The following is a 23,240-nucleotide window of genomic DNA, read 5'->3' as shown; positions in this document are numbered from 1 at the left end:
CTTACTCTGCCATTAGTTGCTTGATTAATGTATGCAGCTCTTCTTGACCAATGTTGGAAGTCAAAGAGATGCGTAAGCGCGAACTATGCTGCGGCACAGTGGGTGGACGTACAGGCATGATATAAAAACCTGCTGCTTGCAAAGCTTGAGCCTTTGCTACAGTTTTATTCGACTCGCCAATAATGACGGGCACAATATGTGATGTAGATGGACAATCAAAACCTTTGTCTTGCACAGCTCGCTGCAAACTTTGACTGATTTGCTGTAAATATTGACGCTCTGTTTTTAAATTTAAAACATTCTTGAAGATAAAATCTGTCCACGCCATACAGATCGGGGGCTGTGCGGTACTAAAAATCAACGGTCGCATCGAGTTAATCAAATAGTCACGAATAATCGCATGACAGATGAGATACCCCCCTATTGAAGCCAGTGCTTTACCAAATGTCCCGACTAAAAGATCAATATCATCAATCACTTGATATTGTTCAGCACAGCCTAAACCACGCTCACCGCGCACACCGATTGCATGTGCCTCATCGACATACAACATCACTTTAGGAAATTGTTTTTTGATCCGTACCAATTCAGCCAAATCGGTTTCATCACCATCCATACTAAAAATCGATTCAGTCACCACAATGATCCGCTCAAAAGCCTCATCTTCATGATATTTGCATAAAAGCTGAGAAAGATGCGCCAAATCATTATGGCGATAACGTACATATTTCGCACTCGATAATCGGATGCCATCAATCATACTGGCATGAATCAGCTTATCCGCCAATATCAAGGTTTTACTGTCTGCCAGTGCAGGTAAAATCCCGATATTCATGTGATAGCCGCTGTTAAATAACAGTGCTGATCGGCCATGAAAGGCATCACTTAATGTTGATTCAAGTTGCTCATATTCTGGAAAATTCCCCGTCAGCAACCGCGAAGAGGATGAACTCATCCAACGCTGTGCGTTCGGGGTTTCATCAAAAAATTGTTCACGTAGATGTTGGTTTGAAGCCAAACCTAAATAGTCATTTGACGCTAAATTCAACATGTTGTGATCGTGAATACTAATGTAACGATCGTGCTGATGATTTGAAGTGAACTGACGTAAGTTGCCTTGCTGTTTTAGTTGATCAAGTTGATCTGAAAAATGGTTGAGCAGATTCATGCTGGCTGCTCCATGTTTTTCACCACCTCAACCATTTGTTCTAGCAAAATTTTTAATTCATGCTCAGAAATAATATATGGCGGCATCACATAAACTAGCTTACCGAATGGACGAATCCAAATGCCACGACGGACAAACTCCTGTTGTAGCATTTTCATATCTACATTGAAGGTCAATTCCACCACACCAATAGCACCAAGTATTCGCACATCTTTGACATGTTCAAGCGATGAAAGTGCTAGTAAATGAAACTTCAATTGAGTTTCGATACGTCGAATATTGGCTTGCCAATCTTGAGAAAGCAGCAGTTCGGTACTTTTTACAGCCACAGCGCAAGCCAAAGGATTTGCCATAAAGGTTGGGCCATGCATAAACACGCCGGCTTCGCCTTGGCTAATCGTATTTGCGACTTTCTGCGTAGTCAGGGTTGCAGACAAGGTCATATAACCGCCTGTCAGCCCTTTACCAATACACATAATATCTGGCTCGACTGCAGCCCATTCCCAAGCAAAGAGTTTTCCTGTTCGCCCAAAGCCAGTCGCAATCTCATCAAAGATCAGCAAGATATTGTATTGCTTGCAGAGTAATTTAGCTTGACGCAAATATTCAGGATGATAGAAACGCATACCTCCTGCGCCTTGTACAATCGGCTCAAGAATCAATCCCGCAATATTTTCATGCTGTTCAATCAGAGTCTTTTCTAGTTCAGCAATATCCGCTGAATTCCACGCTTGGTCAAAGCCAATTTGCGGCGCAGGAACAAAAATTCGATTTGGCAAACTTGGGCCAAAAATTTGATGCATCCCTGTCACGGGATCACACACAGACATCGCATTCCAAGTGTCGCCATGATAGCCAGAACGTGGAGTGACAAAATTAGTTTTATTCGGTTGATGCAAAGACGCCCAATACTGCACTGCCATTTTCAAGGCTACTTCGACAGCAACCGAACCTGAATCGGCAAAGAAGATTTTATCTAAACTGGGCGGGGTGATTTTTAACAGTAATTTAGCCAATTGAATCGCGGGATCATGCGTCAATCCACCAAACATGATATGAGACATCTGTTGCAGTTGATCGATCACAGCCTGATTTAGCTCGGGATGGTTATAACCATGAATCGCACACCACCATGAAGACATACCATCAATCAATTGACGACCATCTTCAAGCTCAATCATCACCCCTTGCGCACGTTTCACTTTAAACGTTGGAAGGGGCTGAGTCATGGATGTATAGGGATGCCAAATATGCTGCTGATCAAATTGTAGATCGGTTAAATTGGCCATCCCTCACTCCATGTATCAGGCTAAAACATCAATGTGGCAAGATGTTACCCCCACGCCAATGAAAAATAAATTGCCATAAAGCCCAGCTATTCAGAGATTTGTTCTATTTTCTTTAAATATTGGAAGATTTTGCAACTTATGACTTCAGATTCAAACAATGGAAAGCCATGTGAGCCAGAAACCAATTCAGTCTCCAAAAACTTTACAGCTAAATTACGCAGTAAGCGTTCAACTTTGTAACTAACCAAATAATCTTGCTTAGCAAAAATATGGTATTGATGACCTGTGTAGTTTTTCAAGATACTGACATTATTAAGCTTCTCCAAACAGTTTAATCCTGCTCGAAGCACATCTAAATTTTGCGCTTGAATCAAACTTTGCAAGGTGATGAAATCTTGCTTGCTGCTATCAGTGCCCTGACAAACCATATAACCAAACTTTTTTAAGGTCGAAATTGCATCCTGCTCGAAAGATTGTTTGAAGCTTTGAAAACTGACTTGATCCATCGCAGCAGGCCACTGTTCATCAGCCACAAAACTTGGATTTGAGCCTAATGTGATCAGCACTTTCTGTTGTTGATATTTTTTTTGAATTTCATCTACCAAAATCGTCGCCAATTGACCACCAAGGGACCAGCCAATAATCACATCAAATTGCTGCGCCAATTCAACTTTCTGTTCGAGCACTTCTAGATTTAAGGCATCAAAAATATTCCATAATTCGACCTGATAACCTTGAGCGATCAATGCCTGCTGTAAAGGAGCAAGTAATTTACGACCGCCGCCCCAGCCAGTAATAAGTAAAATCTGTTGTTTCAATGCAAACTCTAAAATTAAACGATTCCAAATAGTATAAAAGTTCAGAGCACGTTTGATAGTGGCATTTCAGCACATCAACCGATTTGCCAAAAGACATTCGAAATCTACTTCAATAAATATAAAATCAGCTAGCCTACAGCGCTTTAAAATTTGCTAAGATCAGATAAAGAACAATATAAACTGATGCTCTATGAAAGTTTCTTCATTGCTAAAAATCTGTTTAATGACATGTGCTTTAATAGCAACCACCCAAATCACAGTTGCCGAAACATCAATACTCAGCACCAGTCAAAACAAACAAAAACAATGGGTAGGCACACCCGCACCCAACTTTAAATTACAAGATCAAAACGGAAAATGGCACGAACTGAAGCAATATCAAGGGAAATGGCTCGTTCTGTACTTTTATCCCAAAGACAACTCACCCGGTTGTACAGAAGAAGCCAATCAATTTAAAACCCTGTATCCACAATTTTTAAAAACTAATGCGGTTGTTTTGGGCGCAAGCTTAGATGATGTTGCATCACATCAAAAGTTCTCTAAAGCACTCGGACTTCCCTTTCCAATTCTTGCCGACCAACAGCATAAGCTGGCGACACAGTTAGGCATTGTGCGAAACTTAGGGATTTTAAAATTTGCCAAACGTGAAACCTTTCTCATTGATCCGAAAGGTATTATTGTTTATCACTATACCAGTGTGAATACACAGACACATGCGGCGCAAGTTTTGGCAGATATCAAAAGACTACAACAATAGTTTTCATACCCTAATAAAAAACCCAGCTTCTGCTGGGTTTTTTGGATATTTTTTAAATTACATTTGAGACTGAATATAGTTTGGAAGGCCAATGAGTTCGATCAAACGCATTTGCTTTTCAAGCCAGTAGGTATGATCTTCTTCAGTATCTGACATTTGCTGACGTAGCATGTCACGGGTCACATAGTCACCTTTTTCTTCACACAATTTTACGCCTTGTGCTAGTTTCTCACGAACATGATATTCAAGCGCCAAATCTGCTTTTAAACAGGTCACGACGTCTGTACCGACTTCAATATCATCACGATTCATATTCGGCGTACCTTCAAGGAACAATACACGACGAATCAATGCATCTGCATGTGAGCCTTCTTCTTGGCTTTCATGATCGATACGTTCAAAGATTTTACTTAAGCCCCAATCTTCATACATACGGGAATGAATTAAGTATTGATCACGAGCAGCCAGTTCGCCACCGATCAGCATATTTAAGTAGTCTACGACTTCTGGGTTGCCACGCATTTTCTTCACTCCATACCCTTTTCAAATATTATGGACAAGTTTCAAAATGAATGCAAAATATAATTTTTGTAAGTTTATGATTTATATAAAATTTAAATGATAAACATACGCATTTGCAGTTCAATTCCGCGCATTTTTCACATATAAAAGAAGCCCTTGCAGAAAATTTAAGGCATTTAGAACACGAAATAATCAAAAATCGCTGGATGCTGTTTTTTGTAACAATTAACAATGCGTCTTGTTTAGCAAAAATATCTCCTGATTGATTCAACACACTGAGCTTATCGCTATGGGAAACTTTATATTGATACCCTATGCATTGCTGTCAAAGACAAGGCGAAAATCTCCAAAGAAGACAGACTTAAGCTGAAGTCCAACGTGCATTCTTCCACGCTTGCTGTTGCCTTAAATCTAGAAAAGTCCAAGCAACAAAACGGCTTTCTTTTTGTCCCTGCGTCATTTTAATGGTTTTCACATCCACTGCACCGCTCTTCGCTAAGGCCTTTAAAAGCACTGGCAATGTTGTTTTCTTGGAAACCAGCGTACTAAACCAAAGACATTGTTCAGCAAACTGGATGCTCTCTTGTACCATTTGGCAGACAAATCGCTCTTCGCCGCCATCACACCAGAGTTCGTTTTTTTGACCGCCAAAGTTTAACACCACCTTTGTCCGATCAACCGGCTTGCCCAGTTTTCTTAATTTTTGCGTTGCTGTCGCGTTGGCTTCATCTTGCGAGGCATGAAATGGCGGATTACACATGGTCAAATCAAAACGATCTGAAGGTTTAATCACACCGTTGAAAATACGGCTCGCTGTCTTCTGCAATCGAATCTGAATCCCTTTACGCAGATTCGGATTGGCCTCCACAATAAATTGAGCACTTTTAACCGATGCAGCATGAATGTCTGTGCCGATAAATTTCCAACCATAGCTCCGATGACCAATAATCGGATAAATACAGTTCGCGCCAACCCCAATATCTAAAACTTGAACAGCGTGTCCAGTTGGAATCTGAGCTTTATTGTTGGCACTCAACAAGTCAGCCAAATAATGAATATAGTCAGCTCTGCCTGGAATAGGCGGGCAAAGAAAATCTTTGGGAATATCCCAATATTGAATGCCATAAAAATGCTTGAGCAATGCTTTATTGAGCATTTTCACAGCCTGTGGATCAGAAAAATCTACCGATAAATCATTATATTTATTTGGGCTGACAAAGGGTCCAAGTTCCGGACAGCTCTGTATTAACTGAGGAAAATCGTAACGACTGCGATGCAGATTTCGTGCATGTAATTCCGATTTTTGCTGCGGAAAAGATTTCTTTACTTGCGCCATGTGTATGCCAATATTTAACGGGAGAACAGAATCATCTGATAAGGCAGGATCTATACCTGCAAATGAATCGATATTGTACGTGAATTTAACTGACAATGACGCCCCAATCCTTTTATTTGCCTATCTGCAAAATCCATAACCACTTGGAAGCCTATTCTTATTTTATCTGGACATTTTTGTTTGCTATAGCATTCAATCTCATTAAACAAAACTGTGAAACATTGCTCAAAATTTAAGCATGGAACGGAAAGAATCTCGTAAAAAACCCAATCACACATGATTGGGCTTTTTACATCAAGATAAAATCTTGTAATTTAAAGATAAATAAAAAGATGTTATTCCTAAGTAGAAATGTCCTACCTTAAAACCAAATAGAAATGTCCTATACAGGCATTTCCAAGTCAAGCACAGGATTCAATTGCGTTGTTGAATTGCTGTTTTCTGTGCACGTCTACGTGGCATGGATTGAGAACGACTCCTTTTGTTTTGCTGTTCTAATTCTTCATGCTGTTGTTGAATATGCGCTAGTACAAAACCCAAACGTTTATTCTCAACGATCTCTCGCTGGTTGAGCTGACTTAATTTATCGAAGATACTGTAATTGATTTTTCTACCTTGGTGTTCAATGGCTACCGTACCATCCGGGTATTCCAGAAACTCAATATACTTGCTTATAAATCTTTGATTTTCTTCTGTTTTTTTCAGGATATATACGCATTTATCATATGTAATCGTCAGGCTGTTTGTAACTTTGCGAGGTTCACGCCAGGTAAAAATATCATTTAACTCGTCAGCGGTTTCACTGACAGTCCGGTGTAGATCCTTGGGATTAATGGCCATCTTGGCAAATTTACGATTAAATTGCTCAATAAAGCAGGGCAACCATGCATTGGCTTGCTCAATCGAACTAATGCCTTCCAGACGCATTTCTTTAATCAGATGGTCTTGAAGCGTTCTATTGGCTCGTTCTACACGGCCTTTAGCTTGTGGTGAGTTGGCGAAGATGATATCGATATTGAGGGTACTGAGCACACGTCCAAATTGCGTGATCTTGGTGTCTTTATTGCTGCTTTGATTCACCCTGGAGACTGAATGTTTGTCGCTGTAAAATGCTAAAGGCTTACCGTGCTGTTCGACATATAAGCGTGTTGAAATCATATAGTCAAAGGCTGATTCTGATTCACAGAAGCGTAAATGCTGTAATTTTCCTGTGGCATCATCGATAAATACCAGTAGGCAGCACTTGGCAGAACGGCCTTCAAACCAGTCATGATATGAGCCATCAATTTGGATCAATTCACCATAACAATCTCGGTTATAACGAGGCTGATACGGTCGTTTCAGACGCTTGGCGCGAGGAATCCATAAATTAGCTGCAATCATCCAAGAACGTAGTGTTTCCACTGAAATATCAAATCCATGAACAGTGGTGAGCTTTTCATGCGCTAAAGTGGGTCCAAAACCGTGGAATTGCTCAGCAACAAGATTGAGGCACTTGAGCCTGATTTCTTCAGGAAGCCTGGAGTTGCTGGTTTGGCCACGTGCAGCATGTGCTAATGCAGCTGGGCCTTGAGCTTTATATTTCTGCAGTAATCGTCTGATTTGACGTTCTGAGATATGAAGTAGCTGAGCAGCCTGAGGTTGAGTTATGCGTTGATCGCAGATTTCCTGCAAGACCGACAATCGTTTAAGTTCTTTATCCGACATAGACACCAACATATCAAACCGTCCGCTTCGATAATCGCAAAAGTGCATATTCTAAAAGCGGACATTTTTACTTTGGAGAAACCGGACATTTCTACTTTGGGCTTACAAAAGCATTTCGTATAACGTGTATTATGTTAATTTTAGATAATATTAACAATGTGGGAAATATGAATGAAAATAATTAAAGGTATTGAGTAATGCAAGATATTGGCGATCTATATCCAAATGGTGAAGTTGAAAAGAAAGTAATTCAAAACTTTGCTAATACTCTAGGTGTAGAATTCCCACCTGAATATATTAAACTTATTTCACAACATGATGGATTTTATCCCCAAATTAGTAGCTTTGATTTTGTTGATACTAATGGAGAGCTAAATATTTCTTGTATTGCTGAATTTAGTGGATATATACATACGCCTCGAATAGAAGGTATGCAGTTCCCTGAAGGTGACGATGACTATAGTGGCAAGTTAATTGGATTTGGTATGACGCCTGGAGGCGACTTTATTTGCTTTGATTACAGATTTCCATGGATAAAAGATCAACCTAAAATTGTCTTAGTCCTACATGATGATTTCTATGATTATGGTGTAAATAAGGATAAGAGAAAAGTTCTTTATTTAGCTGATAGATTTGAATATTTTATAAATTCATTACATGAATATATTGAATATATTGAATATTAAAAGGTTTCAAAAGACTATTTTTTATTTAAAATGATGGCTGTTATAGAAAATGAAGAAGCCTAGACCGAAGATCTGGGCTTTAAATTTAAAAAATATATAAAAATTAAGTCTATAGTATCAATTTTTTCAACTTCGCATCACGTGTATTATGCTAATTTTAGAGAAAATCAAGAATCAGTTGGAATAATCAATGACATTAAAAGCGTTATATATAGAACTTTATTATGGAGAATATTCTTATTCAGAAAGGAGAAAAAAATTAATTGAATATATTGATAACAATGAAAATATTCCTGCTGAATTACTTGAACTATATCCTAATTATGAACCACTATTACTCAGTGTAATACAGATAAAAGATTCTGAATTTTCATCCAATTGTTTAGAAGCCGAAATATTGGCAGCTAAATTCTTTTTAGGTGTTTTAGCTGACTATAAAAATGGTAATTTAAGCCCTCTTAAGCTATGTAAAATTTTTAGTAATTTAGAAAAAGGGTTCCTTGATGCACCAAGAGGACTTGAAAATAACATAGCTTACTATCCCGAATGGATAGGTGACCTCTATGACGCTTGTGACTGGTGCGATGAAACATGGACAATCGAAAATTCACCTCATTTAATAGATGCTATACAGCATCAGATTAATGTCATTCATGGGTGGCTTTTGAAGCCTATTTAACATCATAGAGGTTATAAGAAATAAAAAACCAAGACCTAAGATCTAGGCTTTAAATTAAAGCGCACAAGTTAGATATGATTCTTTGTCCATTTTTCTGTGAGATTTTGCGTCCATACTCATAAGAATATACATCTATCCAACATTCATCCCATATTCGCGTTTTTTAAGATCAATAAAAAAATACTTTTTCAGCATTCACATGCATTCTCTGCTGAATTTAGTGCGCATTAAACCCAATCATCAACATATATTTTTTCAAATCAATCAAAGACAAAACTAAATATTCTCAATATGATAAAAAAATGCGTCAATTAAAGTTGAAGAATATGAATAGCAAGACAACAAAACAGATACTCGTCACAGGCGCGACAGGCTATATTGCCAGTTGGGTCATCAAAAATTTACTCGAATTAAGGCACACGGTACATGCCACAGTTCGTGATTTAAATAAAACATCAGGATTTGCACATCTCGAAAAAATTGCAGCTGATACAACTGGCACTTTAAAACTGTTCCAAGCCAATTTGTTGGATGAGGGTGCATTTGATTCAGCCATGCAAGGCTGTGACATTGTGATCCATATGGCATCTCCATTTGTTGTAACCAATTTTAAAGATGCAGTAAAAGACATTATTGAGCCGGCTATTTTAGGCACTGAAAATGTGCTCAACAGTGTCAATAAAACAGAGTCTGTACAACGTGTTGTCGTGACTTCAAGTATCGCATCAACCTATGGTGATGCCATTGATATTCTACAGACCGAGCATAATGAATTTGATGAATCACATTGGAATACCTCCAGCTCAGAAACCCATCAGCCTTACCCATATTCAAAAGTGATGGCTGAGCGCAAAGCGTGGGAAATGCAAAATGCACAAAACCGTTGGGATCTAGTCTGTGTCAACCCAGCACTGGTCATGGGGCCATCTTTAACAGCGTCAACACAGTCAGGAAGCGTTGAAGTTCTACAACAGTTTGCCAATGGTATGACTTTGGCCGGTGTTCCACCAATGTGGAATGGAATTGTCGATGTCCGTGATGTCGCCGAAGCGCACGTACAAGCAGCATTAAACCCTAAAGCATCAGGTCGTTATATCATTAGCGGTGGCACATTAAGTTTATTAGAAATGGGGAAAATATTACGCTCGCATTTTGGTAATAAATTTCCTTTTCCACGTAATACCTTACCGAAGTTTGCCTTTAAAGCATTTGGCCCTCTTGCAGGTTTCCCACGAAAGTTTGTTGAACTGAATATGGGTTACCCAATTTACTTTAATGCTGAAAAAAGTAAAAAAGAATTAGGCATTGAGTACCGAGATATTCAACAAAGTGTGGTTGAACATTTCCAACAATTACTCGATGACGGTGTGGTTAAGCAATATATTCCGTAAATAATTCATCAGCAAAAAAGCCACCTGACGGTGGCTTTTTATATTAAAAAAACTAATCTAACTTAGAAATCAAAAGTCACACCAACTTTATAGGTACGGTCTGCACCAATCGTGGCAAAGTTTTCATTAAATACGCCCTCCCAATATTTCTTATTCGTCACATTGTCGACATTTGCCATAAATGTTGTAGATACACCACCTAAATTTGTTTTATAACGTGCACCTAAATCCACTGTCGTGAAATCAGGTAATTGTAAGGTATTTGCTGAATCAACATATTGTTCACCTACATAGTTTACTCGACCATTCACAGATAAACCGTCAAGTAAAGGTAACGCATAATCCAAACCAATTGTCGCTGTAAGATCTGGCATACCTAGAAGCTCATTGCCTTTATTGACTAATGCTTTGGTATATTCCGTATCAAGATAAGCCATGTTACCTAATATCGTTAAACCATCACGAACTTGTCCTGAGAAACTCCATTCAATGCCTCGAGCACGTGTTTCTGCACCATCAGTAGTCGCCCCATCAATTACCATAGTGTCAGGCTTTTTAATCTCATACAAAGCAAGTGTATTTAACCATGATCCATTTTGGTATTTAGCACCCACTTCATATTGTTCGGTTTTAAAAGGTGCAAAAGTTTTTCCAAAATTCAGATCACTTTCATCTGTAACTGTTTTACCTTGACTCAAACCCTCTACATAATTGGCATATAAAGAAAGATTTTCACCAAAAGGTTTAACTACAAGACCTAAACTAGGTGACCAAGCATTTTCTTCATAACGCCAATCAGCACTATTTTTACGTTGTGAACTAAAATTCTTCAAATCCATATCTTGGTAACGTAAACCGAGAATAAATTGAAGTTTGTCTTGAAGTAATGAAATTTGATCACTTAAAGTATAACTTGCAAACGTATTGTCATTTAATGGCATGACACTTGGTGCAACCGCCATTAATCCATTTTGACCGGGGTTATATAAGTTAGTTGAATATCCACTGGATGTAGCAGGGTTATGCTGATCTGTCTGAATATTAAGATAATCTGCTCGAAGACCTAATTTGTGTGAAACAATACCCGTATTAAATTTATAATCACCGCCAATATTTGCGGATGTATTTTTAAAGTGCGCGTATTGACCATAAGTCTGTGTAGTCGCATCACCTTGTTCATTATTCAGAACCATACGTGTGCCAAATACAAAGCCTTTATATTTTTTATCTGCATAACCAGCACCAGCAAAGATATTTGCATTCGGTGTTAATGCATATTTCGCTTTTAAACCAACAAACTTACTATCTATTTGAGTATCTGAATCATTAAAATAATTTAACCCACCTTCCGGTGCCGCAATCACTTTTTTAATCTTTGCAAACGAAACCATGGCTGGTGAACCATTTTCACGATCTTCATGTATTGCATAGGCATCAAAATTTACTTGTAATTGATCTGTAGTATAGTCTGTAGCAATTGAACCCAATGCTTTAGTATCTTCTTCTCCATCAATATTACGTTTACCTTGGCCATAGACTAAATTCGTGCGAACACCAATTTTTTTTTGTTCACCGAAACGGCGTGAAACATCAAGATGACTTTGGTAATAACCTTCATCTTCCAGAGTAGAAGTCAGTCTAGTTAAATCTTCATGTGCACGTTTAGGCGTAATATTAATCACACCACCAACCCCTCCATTAGGTGCCATCCCAGCGACCAAGGCATTTGGCCCCTTCAAGACCATTACAGCCTCTAAGGTTTCTGTGGGTACACGACTGACCGGTGCCATTCCGTATAAACCATCTAAAGCAATTTCATCACCATGCACACCAAATCCACGAATTTGGAAATTTTCATATAAATGCCCCTGATTCGTGGTCATACGAATACTCGCATCATTTTTTAAAACTTGTGCTACAGTTGACGCTTGTTGTTCTCCAATCAGTTTTTCACTATATGCCGTCACGCTAAATGGTGTATCAACAATTTTTTTATTTCCCAAAGCACCAAGGTCTGTATTGGCTTTCAACTTACCATTTGCAAGTTGCTTTTCTGCAGGTACCTCAACTTCAATCGTTTCAAGCACGGTTCGCTCTGCTGCATTTACTACTGCAGATGTGCCCACCCCTAAGATCGCGATTGAAATCGCACGGACTAAATGAGTTTTTGGAAAATTGATCATTGTTGAACGCTTAATTTATTTGAATAAGAATCATTATTATATTTAGAATAATTCTCAACTTCATCATGAATCCCGATGATTATATTTTTTTAATGAGAAATATAAATATTAATTTTTTATAAATTGTAGATAACACAAATGTAAATATTTGTTTTTAATTATTTTTATACAAAATAAAAACACAAACTGTGTATGTTCAATTTAAGCTCTAAGGTAAACAAATGATTAATTAATATACAAATAGTTTGAATTTTTACATGCTTTATTGTCCCTTGAATAGATATATCCATTTACATCCAACGATTATTCAAAAAGTTAACACCTTAATTGTGTTAGAGCTTTTTCCCTATTTAAGACTGCTTTTTTTAATTTTTTGACATAAAAAAAAGCGACTCAAAAGAGCCGCTTTTTTCTAACCGAAGTTAAACTCAAATTATTGAGCTTGACCAGGTTGAGCCACTACAGTACGGCTACCAGAAATCGTAGCGAATACGCGACGGTTCATAGCACGGCCTTCTTTAGTGTTGTTGTCAGCGATTGGTTGATCCCACGCGAAACCTTGAGTAGATAAACGAGCTGGGTCAACGTTGTATTCGTTAACAAGTGAAGATTTAACAGAGTTAGCACGAGCTAGTGATAAACGTTCGTTTAGAGCACGTGGACCAGTGTTATCTGTGTGACCTTCGATGTTAGCTGTAGCATTAGGGTATTCACCTAATTTTTCAGCTACTTTAGCAATTTCAGGTTTGTATTGATCTTTGATGTTTGATTTGTTTGTATCAAAGAACACACGAAGTTCCATATTAAGATCTTCAGTCAACTCTTGAGGAGCTGGAGCAACTGGAGCAACTGGAGTTACAGGAGCAACTTCAACTACAGGAGCAGCAGGTTTCAAGTGACCGCCAAGAACTACGTTAAGACCAGCTAAAGCTGTGTAGTTCCAGAAATCTTCATCGATGTTGTAAGTAGCACGAGCTTCAGTACGTAGAGATAAAGCGTCGTTTAAGCGCCAGAAAGCACCTAGACCAGCATTACCTAAAGTACCTTCTTCAGTAGTACCACGGTCGCCACGGAAGTTTTCATCAAATTTGTATTTATAGTGACCAGCACCTAACAATACATATGGCTTAACTTTGCTGTCATAGTTTTTAGTGATCAAATCAGAGGTAGCATAGAAGTTACCGTTGATTTGAGTTTGCTTGTATTCACCAAGGTCTGCATCTACATCACCTTTCACTTGGTTATATTCAGCTTCAAAACCCAACCAAGGAGTTAGTTCAACACCAAGTGCTGCACCAACAAACAAGTCATCTTGAAGTTCTGCATTGTCGTCAATTAAGTTATCACGACCGTTATTGTGTTGAGTGTCTTGGAAAGTGTAACCAAGCATTAATGGAGTAACAGTTACGCCTGCGTTTGCAGCAGCTAAAGGAGCAGCTACGAGCATTGCTAATGCAATACGACTCATTTTCATGGATTTATCCTCCAGAGATAACAATTGTTGTTCAAGCTCAAGCCGAAAAATTGGCTATCCTGAGATAGGCTTTCTTATACCCCAGTTTTTTTTTTAAGCTATTCACGCTGAATCATACAAACACTTTTTTCTTTTTCCAAGTGCTTGATTAATCTAATCAAGTAAATTATTGACAAAATTACTTACAATTTCCGTTGTAATTCGGTAAATTTTTACTCAATTTTGAGCAGTGAATCGCCTATTGTCACTTGCTATTTTCATTTTAACAGCTTTATCTAAAATTGAGTAATAAAATTCTATACTCAAAATTAATATCGCCATTAAAAACACATATAACATTAGACATATAAAAATAATATTAAATTTTGGATTAAATCAATGCCTTACAACAAAGAAACCGGCTTTACTTTATTTGAACTTTTGGTCTCAATTGCGATTATGGTCATTATCGTGACGATAGCTTTACCACATTTCAACAATTTAATGGCGCAGCGCGAAGCGAATAACATCAAATTGACTATTCAGAATCACAATGCTTTCGCAAGGGCTCAGGCCACAATTTATCACTCCAATATTGTGATTTGTCCTAGTCTTGACTTTAAACTTTGCCAACCTAACAATTGGAACAGTGGTCTGATCATATTTATTGACAGTAATAAAAACCGTCAAGTCGACGCAAATGAAAAAATATTACTGCAAGATAAACTCAACTTAAAATATGGTGATCTCTCTTGGCGTGGGACTCTACACATTCCAAGTCTAACCTTTCAGGCCAGCTCAGGTTTACCCAATGGTTCAAATGGCAGTTTCTACTACTGTTCGAAATCAACGCTTCAACCGATCCGAGCGGTCTTAAGTCGAATGGGACATATCCGATTTGAAAACCCAGCCAGTTGCTAATTTGAGAACCGGCGAGTACAAAACAGCTTTTTAAATTTGCTTTATTCCTGTTCAATTTTACTTATACTGCTGACGTATTCAAAATGTATAAGAAAATGGAGACATGTAATGACTGATATCGTCATCGTGAATGGTGCCCGTACAGCAATGGGTGGTTTTCAAGGGAGTTTAGCTGCTGTCACTGCACCAGAATTAGGCGCAGTTACGATTAAAGCAGCCATCGAACGCGCGGGTATACAACCGACAGATGTTGAAGAAGTCATTATGGGCTGTGTGCTTCCGGCTGGTCTGAAACAAGGTCCTGCCCGTCAAGCGATGCGTAAAGCCGGTCTTCCAGATTCAACTGGTGCCGTAACCATCAACAAGCTGTGTGGTTCAGGTATGAAGGCCGTGATGCAAGCGGCAGATATGATTAAGGCAGGTTCGGCTCAAGTCGTGGTTGCAGGTGGTATGGAGTCAATGACCAATGCCCCTTATGTTTTGACCAAAGCACGAGCTGGCTACCGTATGGGCCACGGTGACGTTAAAGATCATATGTTCTTAGATGGTTTAGAAGATGCAGAAACGGGCCGACTCATGGGGTCTTTTGCGCAAGATATGGCAAATACAAAAGGCTATACACGTGAACAAATGGATGACTTCGCCATTCGCTCGCTTAAACGTGCTCAAACTGCAATTACTGAGGGTTATTTTGCTGACGAAATCGTGCCTGTCACTGTTTCAAGTCGTAAAGGCGATGTGATTATCGATAAAGATGAACAGCCTTTTAACGCCAATATCGAAAAAATTCCAACACTGCGCCCTGCTTTTGCTAAAGATGGAACAATTACCGCTGCCAATGCCAGTTCTATTTCTGATGGTGCGTCTGCTTTAGTATTAACATCAGCAGAACAAGCATCAGCAAAGGGCTTAAATCCACTAGCGAAAATTGTGGCTTATGCATCAAATTCACAGCATCCTTCAGAATTTACTATTGCACCTGTAGGCGCAATTCAAAAAGTTCTAGATAAATCGGGTTGGAATGTTGCTGATGTCGATTTATGGGAAATTAATGAAGCTTTTGCCATGGTCACGATGTGCCCTATTGATGAATTTAAATTAGATGCTGAAAAAGTAAATATCAACGGGGGTGCTTGTGCGCTTGGACATCCTGTTGGTTCTACAGGTTCACGCATTATCTTAACGCTGATCCATGCATTAAAACGTACAGGCGGTAAACGTGGTATTGCAGCGCTGTGTATTGGCGGTGGTGAAGCGACTGCTGTGGCGATTGAATTGCTTTAATCCTCTGCTGACTCCCTTCACAAAGGGCGATTTAGAGGGAATATTCTTTAATCCTCCCCTAACCCCTCCTTTAATAAAGGAGGGAGACTGAAAAATCCCTCTGTAAGAGGGATTTTTTATGCTTACATTTTAGACATAAATTGTTCACATACAGCTCAGCCAAGGCTCTTAAAATAAATGTCGACATAATAAAAATGGATGACCACCATGCAGCTCAATCACTACTTGAATTTTCAAGGCAATACCGAGGCAGCCTTTAATTTTTATCGTTCTGTATTTGGTGGAGAGTTCCTCAATGTGATGCGTTATGGTGATATGCCTGCTGAGGAAGGCATTTCACTATCCGATGCAGATCAGCAAAAGATTATGCATATTTCCCTACCGATCAATGAATTTACCGTGCTGATGGCCTCAGATGTCAACGAAAAATTTTGTGCACAAACCAACCAACCCTCTACCGTAGGCAGCAATCATTATATTTCTATTAATTTAGACAGTGGTGAACAAGCTGAAGCAAAACGACTGTTTGATGCGTTGTCCAAAGGTGGCTCTATAGAAATGCCTCTCGAAAAGACCTTTTGGGGTGCGCTGTATGGCGCATTTACCGATCAGTTCGGTATTAAATGGATGGTCAATTGCCAGCTTAAAAATGAATAATCACTCATTAAAAGTATTTCGATCAATAAAAAAGCCTCCGAATGGAGGCTTTTTTATTGATCAAGGCACTTAAGCACCAGTTTGATAATGCGCTTGCGGCACTGCAGTTGAAGCTTGATATGGATTGGTAAAATCACCTAAGCCAGCAGCAGCTTCAGCAATATCTTTACCTTCTTTCACTACAAAAGTATCGAAACCTGAACGCTTCATGTAGTTCAACACGTCTTTGAATACATCACCTGTCGCACGTAGTTCTCCTTGGAAACCTTGGCGACGTAACAATGCAGCAAATGAATAGCCACGACCATCATTAAAACCGGCAAATTCGATGAAAATGGCATCTAACTGGTCAAGCGGGAATTCATTGGTTTCAGGTGAAGCATCCACCGTTACGAAAAGTGCTTTTTTACCAGACACATTCGCAAGTTGATCTAACTGCTCAACTGTTAAAACCACGTCACCTTGTGGCAACACACCATCTTCACCAATGACTTGGTAAGTATTGTCTGCAATCGAGCCATCTTTAGAGAGGACTTGTAGTGCTGTATTAAGCATATGCACGCTCCTTAAATGGTTGGATGCCAACACGGCGGTAAGTATCAATAAACTCTTCGCCTTCTGCACGAAGGTCTAGATAAGTATTTAAGATCTCTTCGATGATGTCAGGTACAACATCAGCTGCAAATGATGGGCCTAAGATGTCACCAATTGATGCATCATGGTCGGCATTACCACCCAAAGTGATTTGATAGAACTCAGCACCCTTTTTGTCTACACCTAAAATACCGATGTTACCGACATGGTGGTGACCACACGCATTCATACAGCCAGAGATGTTCAGATCCAATTTACCCAAATTGTAAATAGTGTCTAAGTCATCAAAACGACGTGTAATGGCTTCAGAAATTGGAATCGATTTCGCGTTCGCCAATGAACAGAAATCACCACCAGGGCAGCAAATGATGTCGGTTAAGAAACCGATATGCGCACGTGCAAGATTGTGTTGATCAAGGATCTTCCATAGATCAAACAAATCTTTTTGCGGTACATCTACAAGCGCAATATTTTGCTCATGTGTGGTACGGAACTCACCAAAGGTATATTTATCAGCCAAGTCAGCAATTAGGTTCATTTCTTCAACGGTCATATCGCCCGGTGCAATACCCGCACGTTTCAAAGAAATCGTAACGATGCGATAACCTTTGACTTTATGTGCATTGGTATTGATGTTGAACCATTGTTTAAATTTCGGCTCTGCGGCAAATTGCTCTGCGAAGTCTTCATCCGCATAATCTTGGTAATCAAATGGTGTGAAGTTCTCATCCATTTTCGCCAAGGTATCAGCATCAATTTTTAATGTTTGGATGGTATGTGCAAATTCAGCTTCCACTTTCTCTGCAAATACTTCTGGTGTTAATGCTTTCACCAAAATTTTGATACGCGCTTTATATTTGTTATCACGACGACCGTGTAAGTTGTATACACGAAGTACCGCTTCTAAATAAGCAATCAAATCTTCACGTGGCAAGAAGTCACGAATAAAGCTACCAATCACTGGAGTACGGCCTAAACCACCACCCACTTTGATTTTATAGCCAATCTCGCCTGCTTCATTTTTCACGATATACACACCGATATCATGGAAAGACGTTGCCGCACGATCAGTTTCTTCCAGTGCTGAAACTGCAATCTTGAACTTACGTGGCAAGAAAGCGAATTCTGGGTGGAAAGTTGACCATTGACGAATCAATTCACACGTTGGGCGTGGGTCAGCAATTTCACCTGCAACCACACCTGCATATTGGTCAGTTGTGGTGTTACGAATACAGTTACCCGAAGTTTGAATCGCATGCATTTGAACAGATGCGAGCTCTTGTAACATATCAGGCACATTTTCTAGTGCAGGCCAGTTAAACTGAATGTTTTGACGAGTAGATACGTGCGCATAACCACGGTCATAGTCCTGAGCCAATGACGCAATTTTACGTAATTGTTTAGAATTCATCAGGCCATAAGGTACTGCAATACGTAGCATCGGTGCATAACGTTGTACATAAAGGCCGTTTTGAAGACGCAGTGGACGGTATTCATCTTCCGTCAATTTACCTGCTAAATAACGTTCCGTTTGATCACGGAACTGTGCAACACGTTCATTAACCAGTTGCTGGTCAAAATCAGTATATAAATACATGGCGTACAGCTAGTAATTTCTATTATAACAATGCACAGCATAACGAGATTTTATCTATCAAGAAAATGCGTTTTTTACATATTTAATAGCGATTTTATTGATAAGACTGTCGCAATTTCACTGATATAGCGGATTCCGGTCATTTACTTTTTATTTATTAATATATTGAATTATTTCTCCATTACTTAGCATAAATTTACATAAAGAATTTCAGCCAATAAAAAGCCCGATAAATCGGGCTTTTTATTTAGCGATGTAAAATCACTTATTTTTTATCTGGTAACGCATACGCAACAAGGTAATCACCAAGTTTTGTACCAAATGAACCATGACCACCAGCCATGATCACAACATATTGTTTACCATTTGCTTCATAAGTCATTGGAGTCGCTTGACCACCTGCGGGTAGACGACCTTCCCACAAAGTATCACCATTCGTTACATTGATTGCACGGATATAGTTATCTTGTGTTGCGCCTACAAACATGACATTACCAGCAGTCGAGATTGATCCACCAAGACCTGGTACACCAATTTTCACAGCAGGTAATTGGAACAATTTCGGTAAACTATCACGAATTGTACCAATACGTTTTTTCCAGACCACTTCATGTGTATTTAAATCTACACCTGCAGTAAAGCCCCATGAAGGTTGTTTACAAGGTAAGCCAAGTGGTGACAAGAAAGCTTTGATTTCCACACCATAAGGCACGCCATACATTGGTTGAACACCTTGTTCAGTACCCGCACCTTTCGCAGTTTGCTCACGGTTTGGATCTGTAGGAATCAACTTAGTCACAAATGGCAAGCCAATTGGGTTCATCACAGCGACTTGACGGTCTTGGTTCACCGACATACCACCCCATTCAAATACCCCAAGGTTACCTGGGAATACCAATGTGCCATTTTCAGAAGGTGGTGTATAAATACCGTCGTAGTTTAATGATTTGAAATACACACGACACATCAACTGGTCAAACATAGTGGCACCCCACATTTGTTTATCAGTCAATTTATCTTTTGGTGCTAAATCAAAATCAGAGAACGGTTGAGTTGCAGAATAATGCTCACCTTTAGTTTGTGGACCACGTTTTACAGTTTGTGGAACTGCTTTTTCGGTGATTGGCACAATCGCTTTACCGGTACGACGGTCAAGGACGAATGCATTACCTGTTTTGGTTAAGACATAGATCGCAGGAACAGTATTACCTGATTTATCTTTGATATCTGCCAATGAAGGTTGTGATGGTACATCCATATCCCACAAATCATGATGCGTGGTTTGGAAATTCCAAATTAATTTACCTGTTGATGCATTTAATGCCAACATTGAGTTTGCATAGCGTTCATCTAATGGCGTACGGTGACCACCAAAAATGTCTGGTGTGCCTACACCTGTTGGCACATAAACGATGTCAAGTTTTTCGTCATATGCTAAAGGTGCCCATGCATTCGGTGAGGCTACAGAGTATTTTTGACCTTCGCCTGGCATGGCATTTGGATCTTGCGCCCCTGTATCAAAGATCCACAATAATTCACCGGTATTGACATCATAACCACGGATGACACCAGATGGCTCTTTAGTCGAGAAGTTATCAGTTGTTGAACCGCCAATCACAATGGTTGTGCCAGTAACCACTGGAGGTGAAGTTGGGATATAACCACCCGGATACGGATAAGGCATATCTTTTTGTAGATCGACTTCGCCGTTATGACCAAAATCACTACATGCTTTACCTGTGTCAGCATTGACTGCAACCAAACGACCATCATTTACAGGCAAGATCACTTTGCGCGGACATTCAGTTGAAGTCGAGCGTTTGTTCTCTAAGCTTTTTGCAAACTGAGTGGTATTTGCAGCGCCAAAATAAGACACACCACGACATGTTAAATGTTGATAGGTATTGTCCGCTTTAAGTTTAGGATCGAATGCCCATTTTTGTTTACCTGTCGCAGGATCAAGTGCAATTAAACGTTGGTGAGTTGTACACATAAACATGTCATTGCCGACTTTAATCGGAGTGACTTGGTTTGTGGTTTCACCTGAGTCATTTTCTGTTGGTAACTCACCCGTACGGAAAGTCCATGCTACTTCTAAATCTTTAACGTTGTCGCTATTGATTTGGGTGAGTGGAGAATAACGTACACCACCTTGTGTACGACCATAGGCAGGCCAATCTTCAGGAGCAATACCCTCAATCGCTTTGGCTGTTTGAGGTTGTGCATTTTTAATTTCACCGTGAATTTCTTGCGGATCATTAAAAATTGAATAGATCATCACGATAATCGCAATCACCAGTGTGCCTGATAATGTAATTTTCGCAGTTTTGCCATTTTCCATACCGCGTGTCACGGCAGGAATCAGTAACCAAAGGCCCAATAAGCCTAAAATATCAAAACGCGGTGCAAGTGCCCAAAAGTCAGAACCTGCCTCCCATAGTCCCCAAATCACTGTACCCAGCATCAACGCTGCATAAATGTATAAAGAACTGTTTTGAATTTTTCTTAAGTATATTGCTGAAGCCAGCATTAACAGGCCGGCGATAATGTAGTACCAAGAACCGCCAAGGACTGCCAGCCAGATACCACCAATCAATAGAACTAAGGCGAAAATTGCCATCACAACGACGGTAAATGTTCGCATCCCAGTTCCGGTAGATGGGTTGCTCATGTTGACCACCTCTATTGTCGAATGTTGTATTTGGTGCGTGAAACACATTCAACACACCACCGTTTTTATGTCGCAAAGAGAAGTTGTTACAAAAACAATTCAAGGGAAAATATCGTAATTTTTCTCAGAATTACCGAATTGCTTTTATAAGAACTCTAATTTGACATCAATTAAAATGCTGTTTGAAATTTGATACCGCCGACCCACGCATTCTCACCATTTTTGTAAGCACCGACGTGACGGATATATTGAATATTTGGACGAATAGTCAGCCAGTTTGCTGCATGAATACCGTAGTAAATTTCTGCGTCATACTCTTCACTTTGTAGACCGCGTGCATCAACGCTGTTATTGGCAATATTGGCATCATTCACATCATCATTAATGCTGATACGTCCTAAGCCAATCGCGATTTCATCCTGAGGACGTGCATCGAATGCGCCTTTGTATACCAAGCCAATGTTTTGCATATCACTCACATTGTTGGTGTCTGAGTCATGCACTGTGACATTTACAAAACCACTCAAACCACGTGAGGCATCGTCTTTGTGTGCTGTCAGTTGTTGTTTCGCCACAATCCAACCACCTTGATGGTGATCTTTTTCATTTACTGGGCTATCAATGACATCGGCATCAGCGGTACTGTAGTAGTAACCTGCACGGTATTCACCCGGAAGCTTTTGTGTCCCCACTTTTGGCGTCCACACCACTTCAGCAGGAATAATCGCACCCTTAGAACCATCGGTACTCAAGTTCCAACCTTTACCACGTTTTAGATTTTCAGGGTTGTATTCATAAACCCCGACTTGTGCGTAGAGTTCAGGCTGAATGTTATATTTCACGCGAGCAGCCCATTGGCTGACTGGCCAGTTGTACCATTGGTCACCGACCCAGTTACCCACTTGTGAACCACAAAGTGCTAAGTTTTGAAAGTCACAGTCAAAGCTGTTGAAATCTTCACCTTCACCAAAACGACCGACTTTAATATCTAATTTTTGGTCTAAGAATTTTTTCTTGATCCAAAAATCAGTCAAACGCCAAGTTTGACCACGACCCCACACTTCTTGTGTTGCACTTAAATGACCATTTAATGCATCTGAAGTTTGAGACAATGAACGACCATTACGTTCAGTGATATTGATTTGTGCTTCGGTATCTTTCCAACCCGCAATTTTTTCTAAATCGAGATGTGCCCCGATCGCGAATTGGTCCGCATATTCAGTGCCATGACTTGAAGCATGCTTTGCATCTAACAAAGTAGCTAATTCGCCACCATAACTAAAACTAAAATCGTAACCTTTCTGTTGGAGAGCTGTTCGTTGACCGTTCCAATCACCGAACATCCATGGGCTTTCAGAACTGAAAGCATCTGCAGTAGTTGCCGCTTGGGTTGCTGAACCCGCAAGCATTATTCCGAGGCTAAGATATAAAGATCCAAGTTTACTCACAGCTATTTTCATTTGGAGACCTATATACCAATTGTGTTAATAGTTCATATAATACTCTCACATTTGTATAATTTATTTA

18 protein-coding genes and 1 pseudogene are annotated in these 23,240 nt (G+C 39.5%); 7 read left to right on the top strand and 12 right to left on the bottom strand.

What is annotated here, in order from left to right; translation table 11 throughout:
- Window position 1: 1 nt before the first annotated feature.
- The 3 genes from FTU77_RS05990 to FTU77_RS05980 form a co-directional block, all read right to left on the bottom strand.
- Window positions 2-1,168, bottom strand: a complete 1,167-nt coding sequence (locus FTU77_RS05990) for an 8-amino-7-oxononanoate synthase (RefSeq protein ID WP_180055263.1) — start codon at window positions 1,166-1,168, stop codon at window positions 2-4.
- Complete coding sequence (gene bioA, locus FTU77_RS05985; RefSeq protein ID WP_180055261.1) at window positions 1,165-2,457, bottom strand: adenosylmethionine--8-amino-7-oxononanoate transaminase; 1,293 nt, start codon at window positions 2,455-2,457, stop codon at window positions 1,165-1,167. Before bioA ends, FTU77_RS05990 begins: the two co-directional genes overlap by 4 nt.
- An 86-nt stretch (window positions 2,458-2,543) precedes the next feature.
- Entirely contained in the window at window positions 2,544-3,275 is a 732-nt protein-coding gene (locus FTU77_RS05980; protein WP_180041082.1) for a YqiA/YcfP family alpha/beta fold hydrolase, read from the bottom strand.
- Between the two features lie 223 nt (window positions 3,276-3,498).
- Here FTU77_RS05980 and FTU77_RS05975 point away from each other — a divergent pair, with 223 nt between their 5' ends.
- On the top strand, window positions 3,499-4,032 hold the full coding sequence (locus tag FTU77_RS05975; RefSeq protein WP_373685810.1) for a peroxiredoxin: 534 nt from the start codon (window positions 3,499-3,501) through the stop codon (window positions 4,030-4,032).
- A gap of 57 nt (window positions 4,033-4,089) precedes the next feature.
- Here the strand turns inward: FTU77_RS05975 and bfr are convergent, their stop codons facing one another.
- The 3 genes and pseudogenes from bfr to FTU77_RS05960 form a co-directional block, all read right to left on the bottom strand.
- Window positions 4,090-4,554: a bacterioferritin gene (gene bfr, locus FTU77_RS05970; protein WP_067762676.1), complete on the bottom strand. Its 465-nt coding sequence runs from the start codon at window positions 4,552-4,554 to the stop codon at window positions 4,090-4,092.
- A gap of 361 nt (window positions 4,555-4,915) precedes the next feature.
- A complete protein-coding gene (rlmF, locus tag FTU77_RS05965) occupies window positions 4,916-5,890 on the bottom strand; it encodes a 23S rRNA (adenine(1618)-N(6))-methyltransferase RlmF (RefSeq protein ID WP_180055257.1) in 975 nt (324 codons plus the stop codon).
- A 382-nt stretch (window positions 5,891-6,272) separates the two neighbouring features.
- Window positions 6,273-7,597: pseudogene (locus tag FTU77_RS05960) on the bottom strand (ISNCY family transposase).
- Between the two features lie 197 nt (window positions 7,598-7,794).
- On the opposite strand from FTU77_RS05960, the gene FTU77_RS05955 reads away from it, so the two are divergent.
- From FTU77_RS05955 to FTU77_RS05945, 3 genes are all read left to right on the top strand, one after another.
- Window positions 7,795-8,283, top strand: coding sequence for an SMI1/KNR4 family protein (locus FTU77_RS05955; RefSeq protein ID WP_180055255.1), 489 nt, complete (start codon window positions 7,795-7,797; stop codon window positions 8,281-8,283).
- Between the two features lie 190 nt (window positions 8,284-8,473).
- Entirely contained in the window at window positions 8,474-8,962 is a 489-nt protein-coding gene (locus FTU77_RS05950) for a hypothetical protein (protein WP_180055253.1), read from the top strand.
- A gap of 326 nt (window positions 8,963-9,288) precedes the next feature.
- Window positions 9,289-10,353 carry an aldehyde reductase gene (locus FTU77_RS05945; protein WP_180055251.1) on the top strand — a complete coding sequence of 355 codons (1,065 nt, stop codon included), beginning with the start codon at window positions 9,289-9,291 and terminating at the stop codon, window positions 10,351-10,353.
- Between the two features lie 62 nt (window positions 10,354-10,415).
- On the opposite strand, the gene FTU77_RS05940 is transcribed toward FTU77_RS05945, so the two are convergent.
- Complete coding sequence (locus FTU77_RS05940; protein ID WP_180055249.1) at window positions 10,416-12,536, bottom strand: TonB-dependent siderophore receptor; 2,121 nt, start codon at window positions 12,534-12,536, stop codon at window positions 10,416-10,418.
- A 433-nt stretch (window positions 12,537-12,969) separates the two neighbouring features.
- On the bottom strand, window positions 12,970-14,010 hold the full coding sequence (gene omp38, locus FTU77_RS05935; protein WP_180055247.1) for an outer membrane protein Omp38: 1,041 nt from the start codon (window positions 14,008-14,010) through the stop codon (window positions 12,970-12,972).
- A gap of 378 nt (window positions 14,011-14,388) precedes the next feature.
- Here omp38 and FTU77_RS05930 point away from each other — a divergent pair, with 378 nt between their 5' ends.
- The 3 genes from FTU77_RS05930 (at window position 14,389) to FTU77_RS05920 (ending at window position 16,851) form a co-directional block, all read left to right on the top strand.
- Window positions 14,389-14,910, top strand: coding sequence for a GspH/FimT family pseudopilin (locus FTU77_RS05930; protein ID WP_180022841.1), 522 nt, complete (start codon window positions 14,389-14,391; stop codon window positions 14,908-14,910).
- Between the two features lie 108 nt (window positions 14,911-15,018).
- The gene (locus tag FTU77_RS05925; RefSeq protein WP_111885014.1) at window positions 15,019-16,194 is read left to right on the top strand and encodes a thiolase family protein; all 1,176 of its coding nucleotides are present in this window, start codon (window positions 15,019-15,021) and stop codon (window positions 16,192-16,194) included.
- Between the two features lie 207 nt (window positions 16,195-16,401).
- The gene (locus tag FTU77_RS05920; RefSeq protein WP_180055245.1) at window positions 16,402-16,851 is read left to right on the top strand and encodes a VOC family protein; all 450 of its coding nucleotides are present in this window, start codon (window positions 16,402-16,404) and stop codon (window positions 16,849-16,851) included.
- Window positions 16,852-16,920: 69 nt separating this feature from the next.
- Here FTU77_RS05920 and FTU77_RS05915 read toward each other — a convergent pair whose 3' ends face one another.
- The 4 genes from FTU77_RS05915 to FTU77_RS05900 form a co-directional block, all read right to left on the bottom strand.
- Window positions 16,921-17,406: a DUF934 domain-containing protein gene (locus tag FTU77_RS05915; protein ID WP_168379542.1), complete on the bottom strand. Its 486-nt coding sequence runs from the start codon at window positions 17,404-17,406 to the stop codon at window positions 16,921-16,923.
- Window positions 17,399-19,042: a nitrite/sulfite reductase gene (locus FTU77_RS05910; protein ID WP_180055243.1), complete on the bottom strand. Its 1,644-nt coding sequence runs from the start codon at window positions 19,040-19,042 to the stop codon at window positions 17,399-17,401. Before FTU77_RS05910 ends, FTU77_RS05915 begins: the two co-directional genes overlap by 8 nt.
- Window positions 19,043-19,307: 265 nt before the next feature.
- On the bottom strand, window positions 19,308-21,713 hold the full coding sequence (locus FTU77_RS05905) for a glucose/quinate/shikimate family membrane-bound PQQ-dependent dehydrogenase (RefSeq protein ID WP_180055241.1): 2,406 nt from the start codon (window positions 21,711-21,713) through the stop codon (window positions 19,308-19,310).
- A 170-nt stretch (window positions 21,714-21,883) separates the two neighbouring features.
- A complete protein-coding gene (locus FTU77_RS05900; RefSeq protein WP_257223591.1) occupies window positions 21,884-23,122 on the bottom strand; it encodes a carbohydrate porin in 1,239 nt (412 codons plus the stop codon).
- Window positions 23,123-23,240: the final 118 nt, after the last annotated feature.

This window comes from Acinetobacter sp. YH12142 (assembly GCF_013418435.1).
GTDB classification, from domain to species: domain Bacteria; phylum Pseudomonadota; class Gammaproteobacteria; order Pseudomonadales; family Moraxellaceae; genus Acinetobacter; species Acinetobacter amyesii.
This window is presented reverse-complemented; position numbering and strand designations above follow the sequence as displayed.

Excerpts from the sequence above, each read along its gene's own strand:
- FTU77_RS05905 (WP_180055241.1), bottom strand. The coding sequence starts at position 21,713 with ATGAGCAACCCATCTACCGGAACTGGGATGCGAACATTTACCGTCGTT.
- FTU77_RS05900 (WP_257223591.1), bottom strand. The coding sequence starts at position 23,122 with ATGCTTGCGGGTTCAGCAACCCAAGCGGCAACTACTGCAGATGCTTTC.
- FTU77_RS05945 (WP_180055251.1), top strand. The coding sequence starts at position 9,289 with ATGAATAGCAAGACAACAAAACAGATACTCGTCACAGGCGCGACAGGC.
- FTU77_RS05950 (WP_180055253.1), top strand. The coding sequence starts at position 8,474 with ATGACATTAAAAGCGTTATATATAGAACTTTATTATGGAGAATATTCT.
- FTU77_RS05925 (WP_111885014.1), top strand. The coding sequence starts at position 15,019 with ATGACTGATATCGTCATCGTGAATGGTGCCCGTACAGCAATGGGTGGT.
- FTU77_RS05955 (WP_180055255.1), top strand. The coding sequence starts at position 7,795 with ATGCAAGATATTGGCGATCTATATCCAAATGGTGAAGTTGAAAAGAAA.
- FTU77_RS05910 (WP_180055243.1), bottom strand. The coding sequence starts at position 19,042 with ATGTATTTATATACTGATTTTGACCAGCAACTGGTTAATGAACGTGTT.
- FTU77_RS05920 (WP_180055245.1), top strand. The coding sequence starts at position 16,402 with ATGCAGCTCAATCACTACTTGAATTTTCAAGGCAATACCGAGGCAGCC.
- FTU77_RS05930 (WP_180022841.1), top strand. The coding sequence starts at position 14,389 with ATGCCTTACAACAAAGAAACCGGCTTTACTTTATTTGAACTTTTGGTC.
- FTU77_RS05990 (WP_180055263.1), bottom strand. The coding sequence starts at position 1,168 with ATGAATCTGCTCAACCATTTTTCAGATCAACTTGATCAACTAAAACAG.
- bfr (WP_067762676.1), bottom strand. The coding sequence starts at position 4,554 with ATGCGTGGCAACCCAGAAGTCGTAGACTACTTAAATATGCTGATCGGT.
- rlmF (WP_180055257.1), bottom strand. The coding sequence starts at position 5,890 with ATGGCGCAAGTAAAGAAATCTTTTCCGCAGCAAAAATCGGAATTACAT.
- FTU77_RS05975 (WP_373685810.1), top strand. The coding sequence starts at position 3,499 with ATGACATGTGCTTTAATAGCAACCACCCAAATCACAGTTGCCGAAACA.
- FTU77_RS05940 (WP_180055249.1), bottom strand. The coding sequence starts at position 12,536 with ATGATCAATTTTCCAAAAACTCATTTAGTCCGTGCGATTTCAATCGCG.
- FTU77_RS05915 (WP_168379542.1), bottom strand. The coding sequence starts at position 17,406 with ATGCTTAATACAGCACTACAAGTCCTCTCTAAAGATGGCTCGATTGCA.
- omp38 (WP_180055247.1), bottom strand. The coding sequence starts at position 14,010 with ATGAAAATGAGTCGTATTGCATTAGCAATGCTCGTAGCTGCTCCTTTA.
- bioA (WP_180055261.1), bottom strand. The coding sequence starts at position 2,457 with ATGGCCAATTTAACCGATCTACAATTTGATCAGCAGCATATTTGGCAT.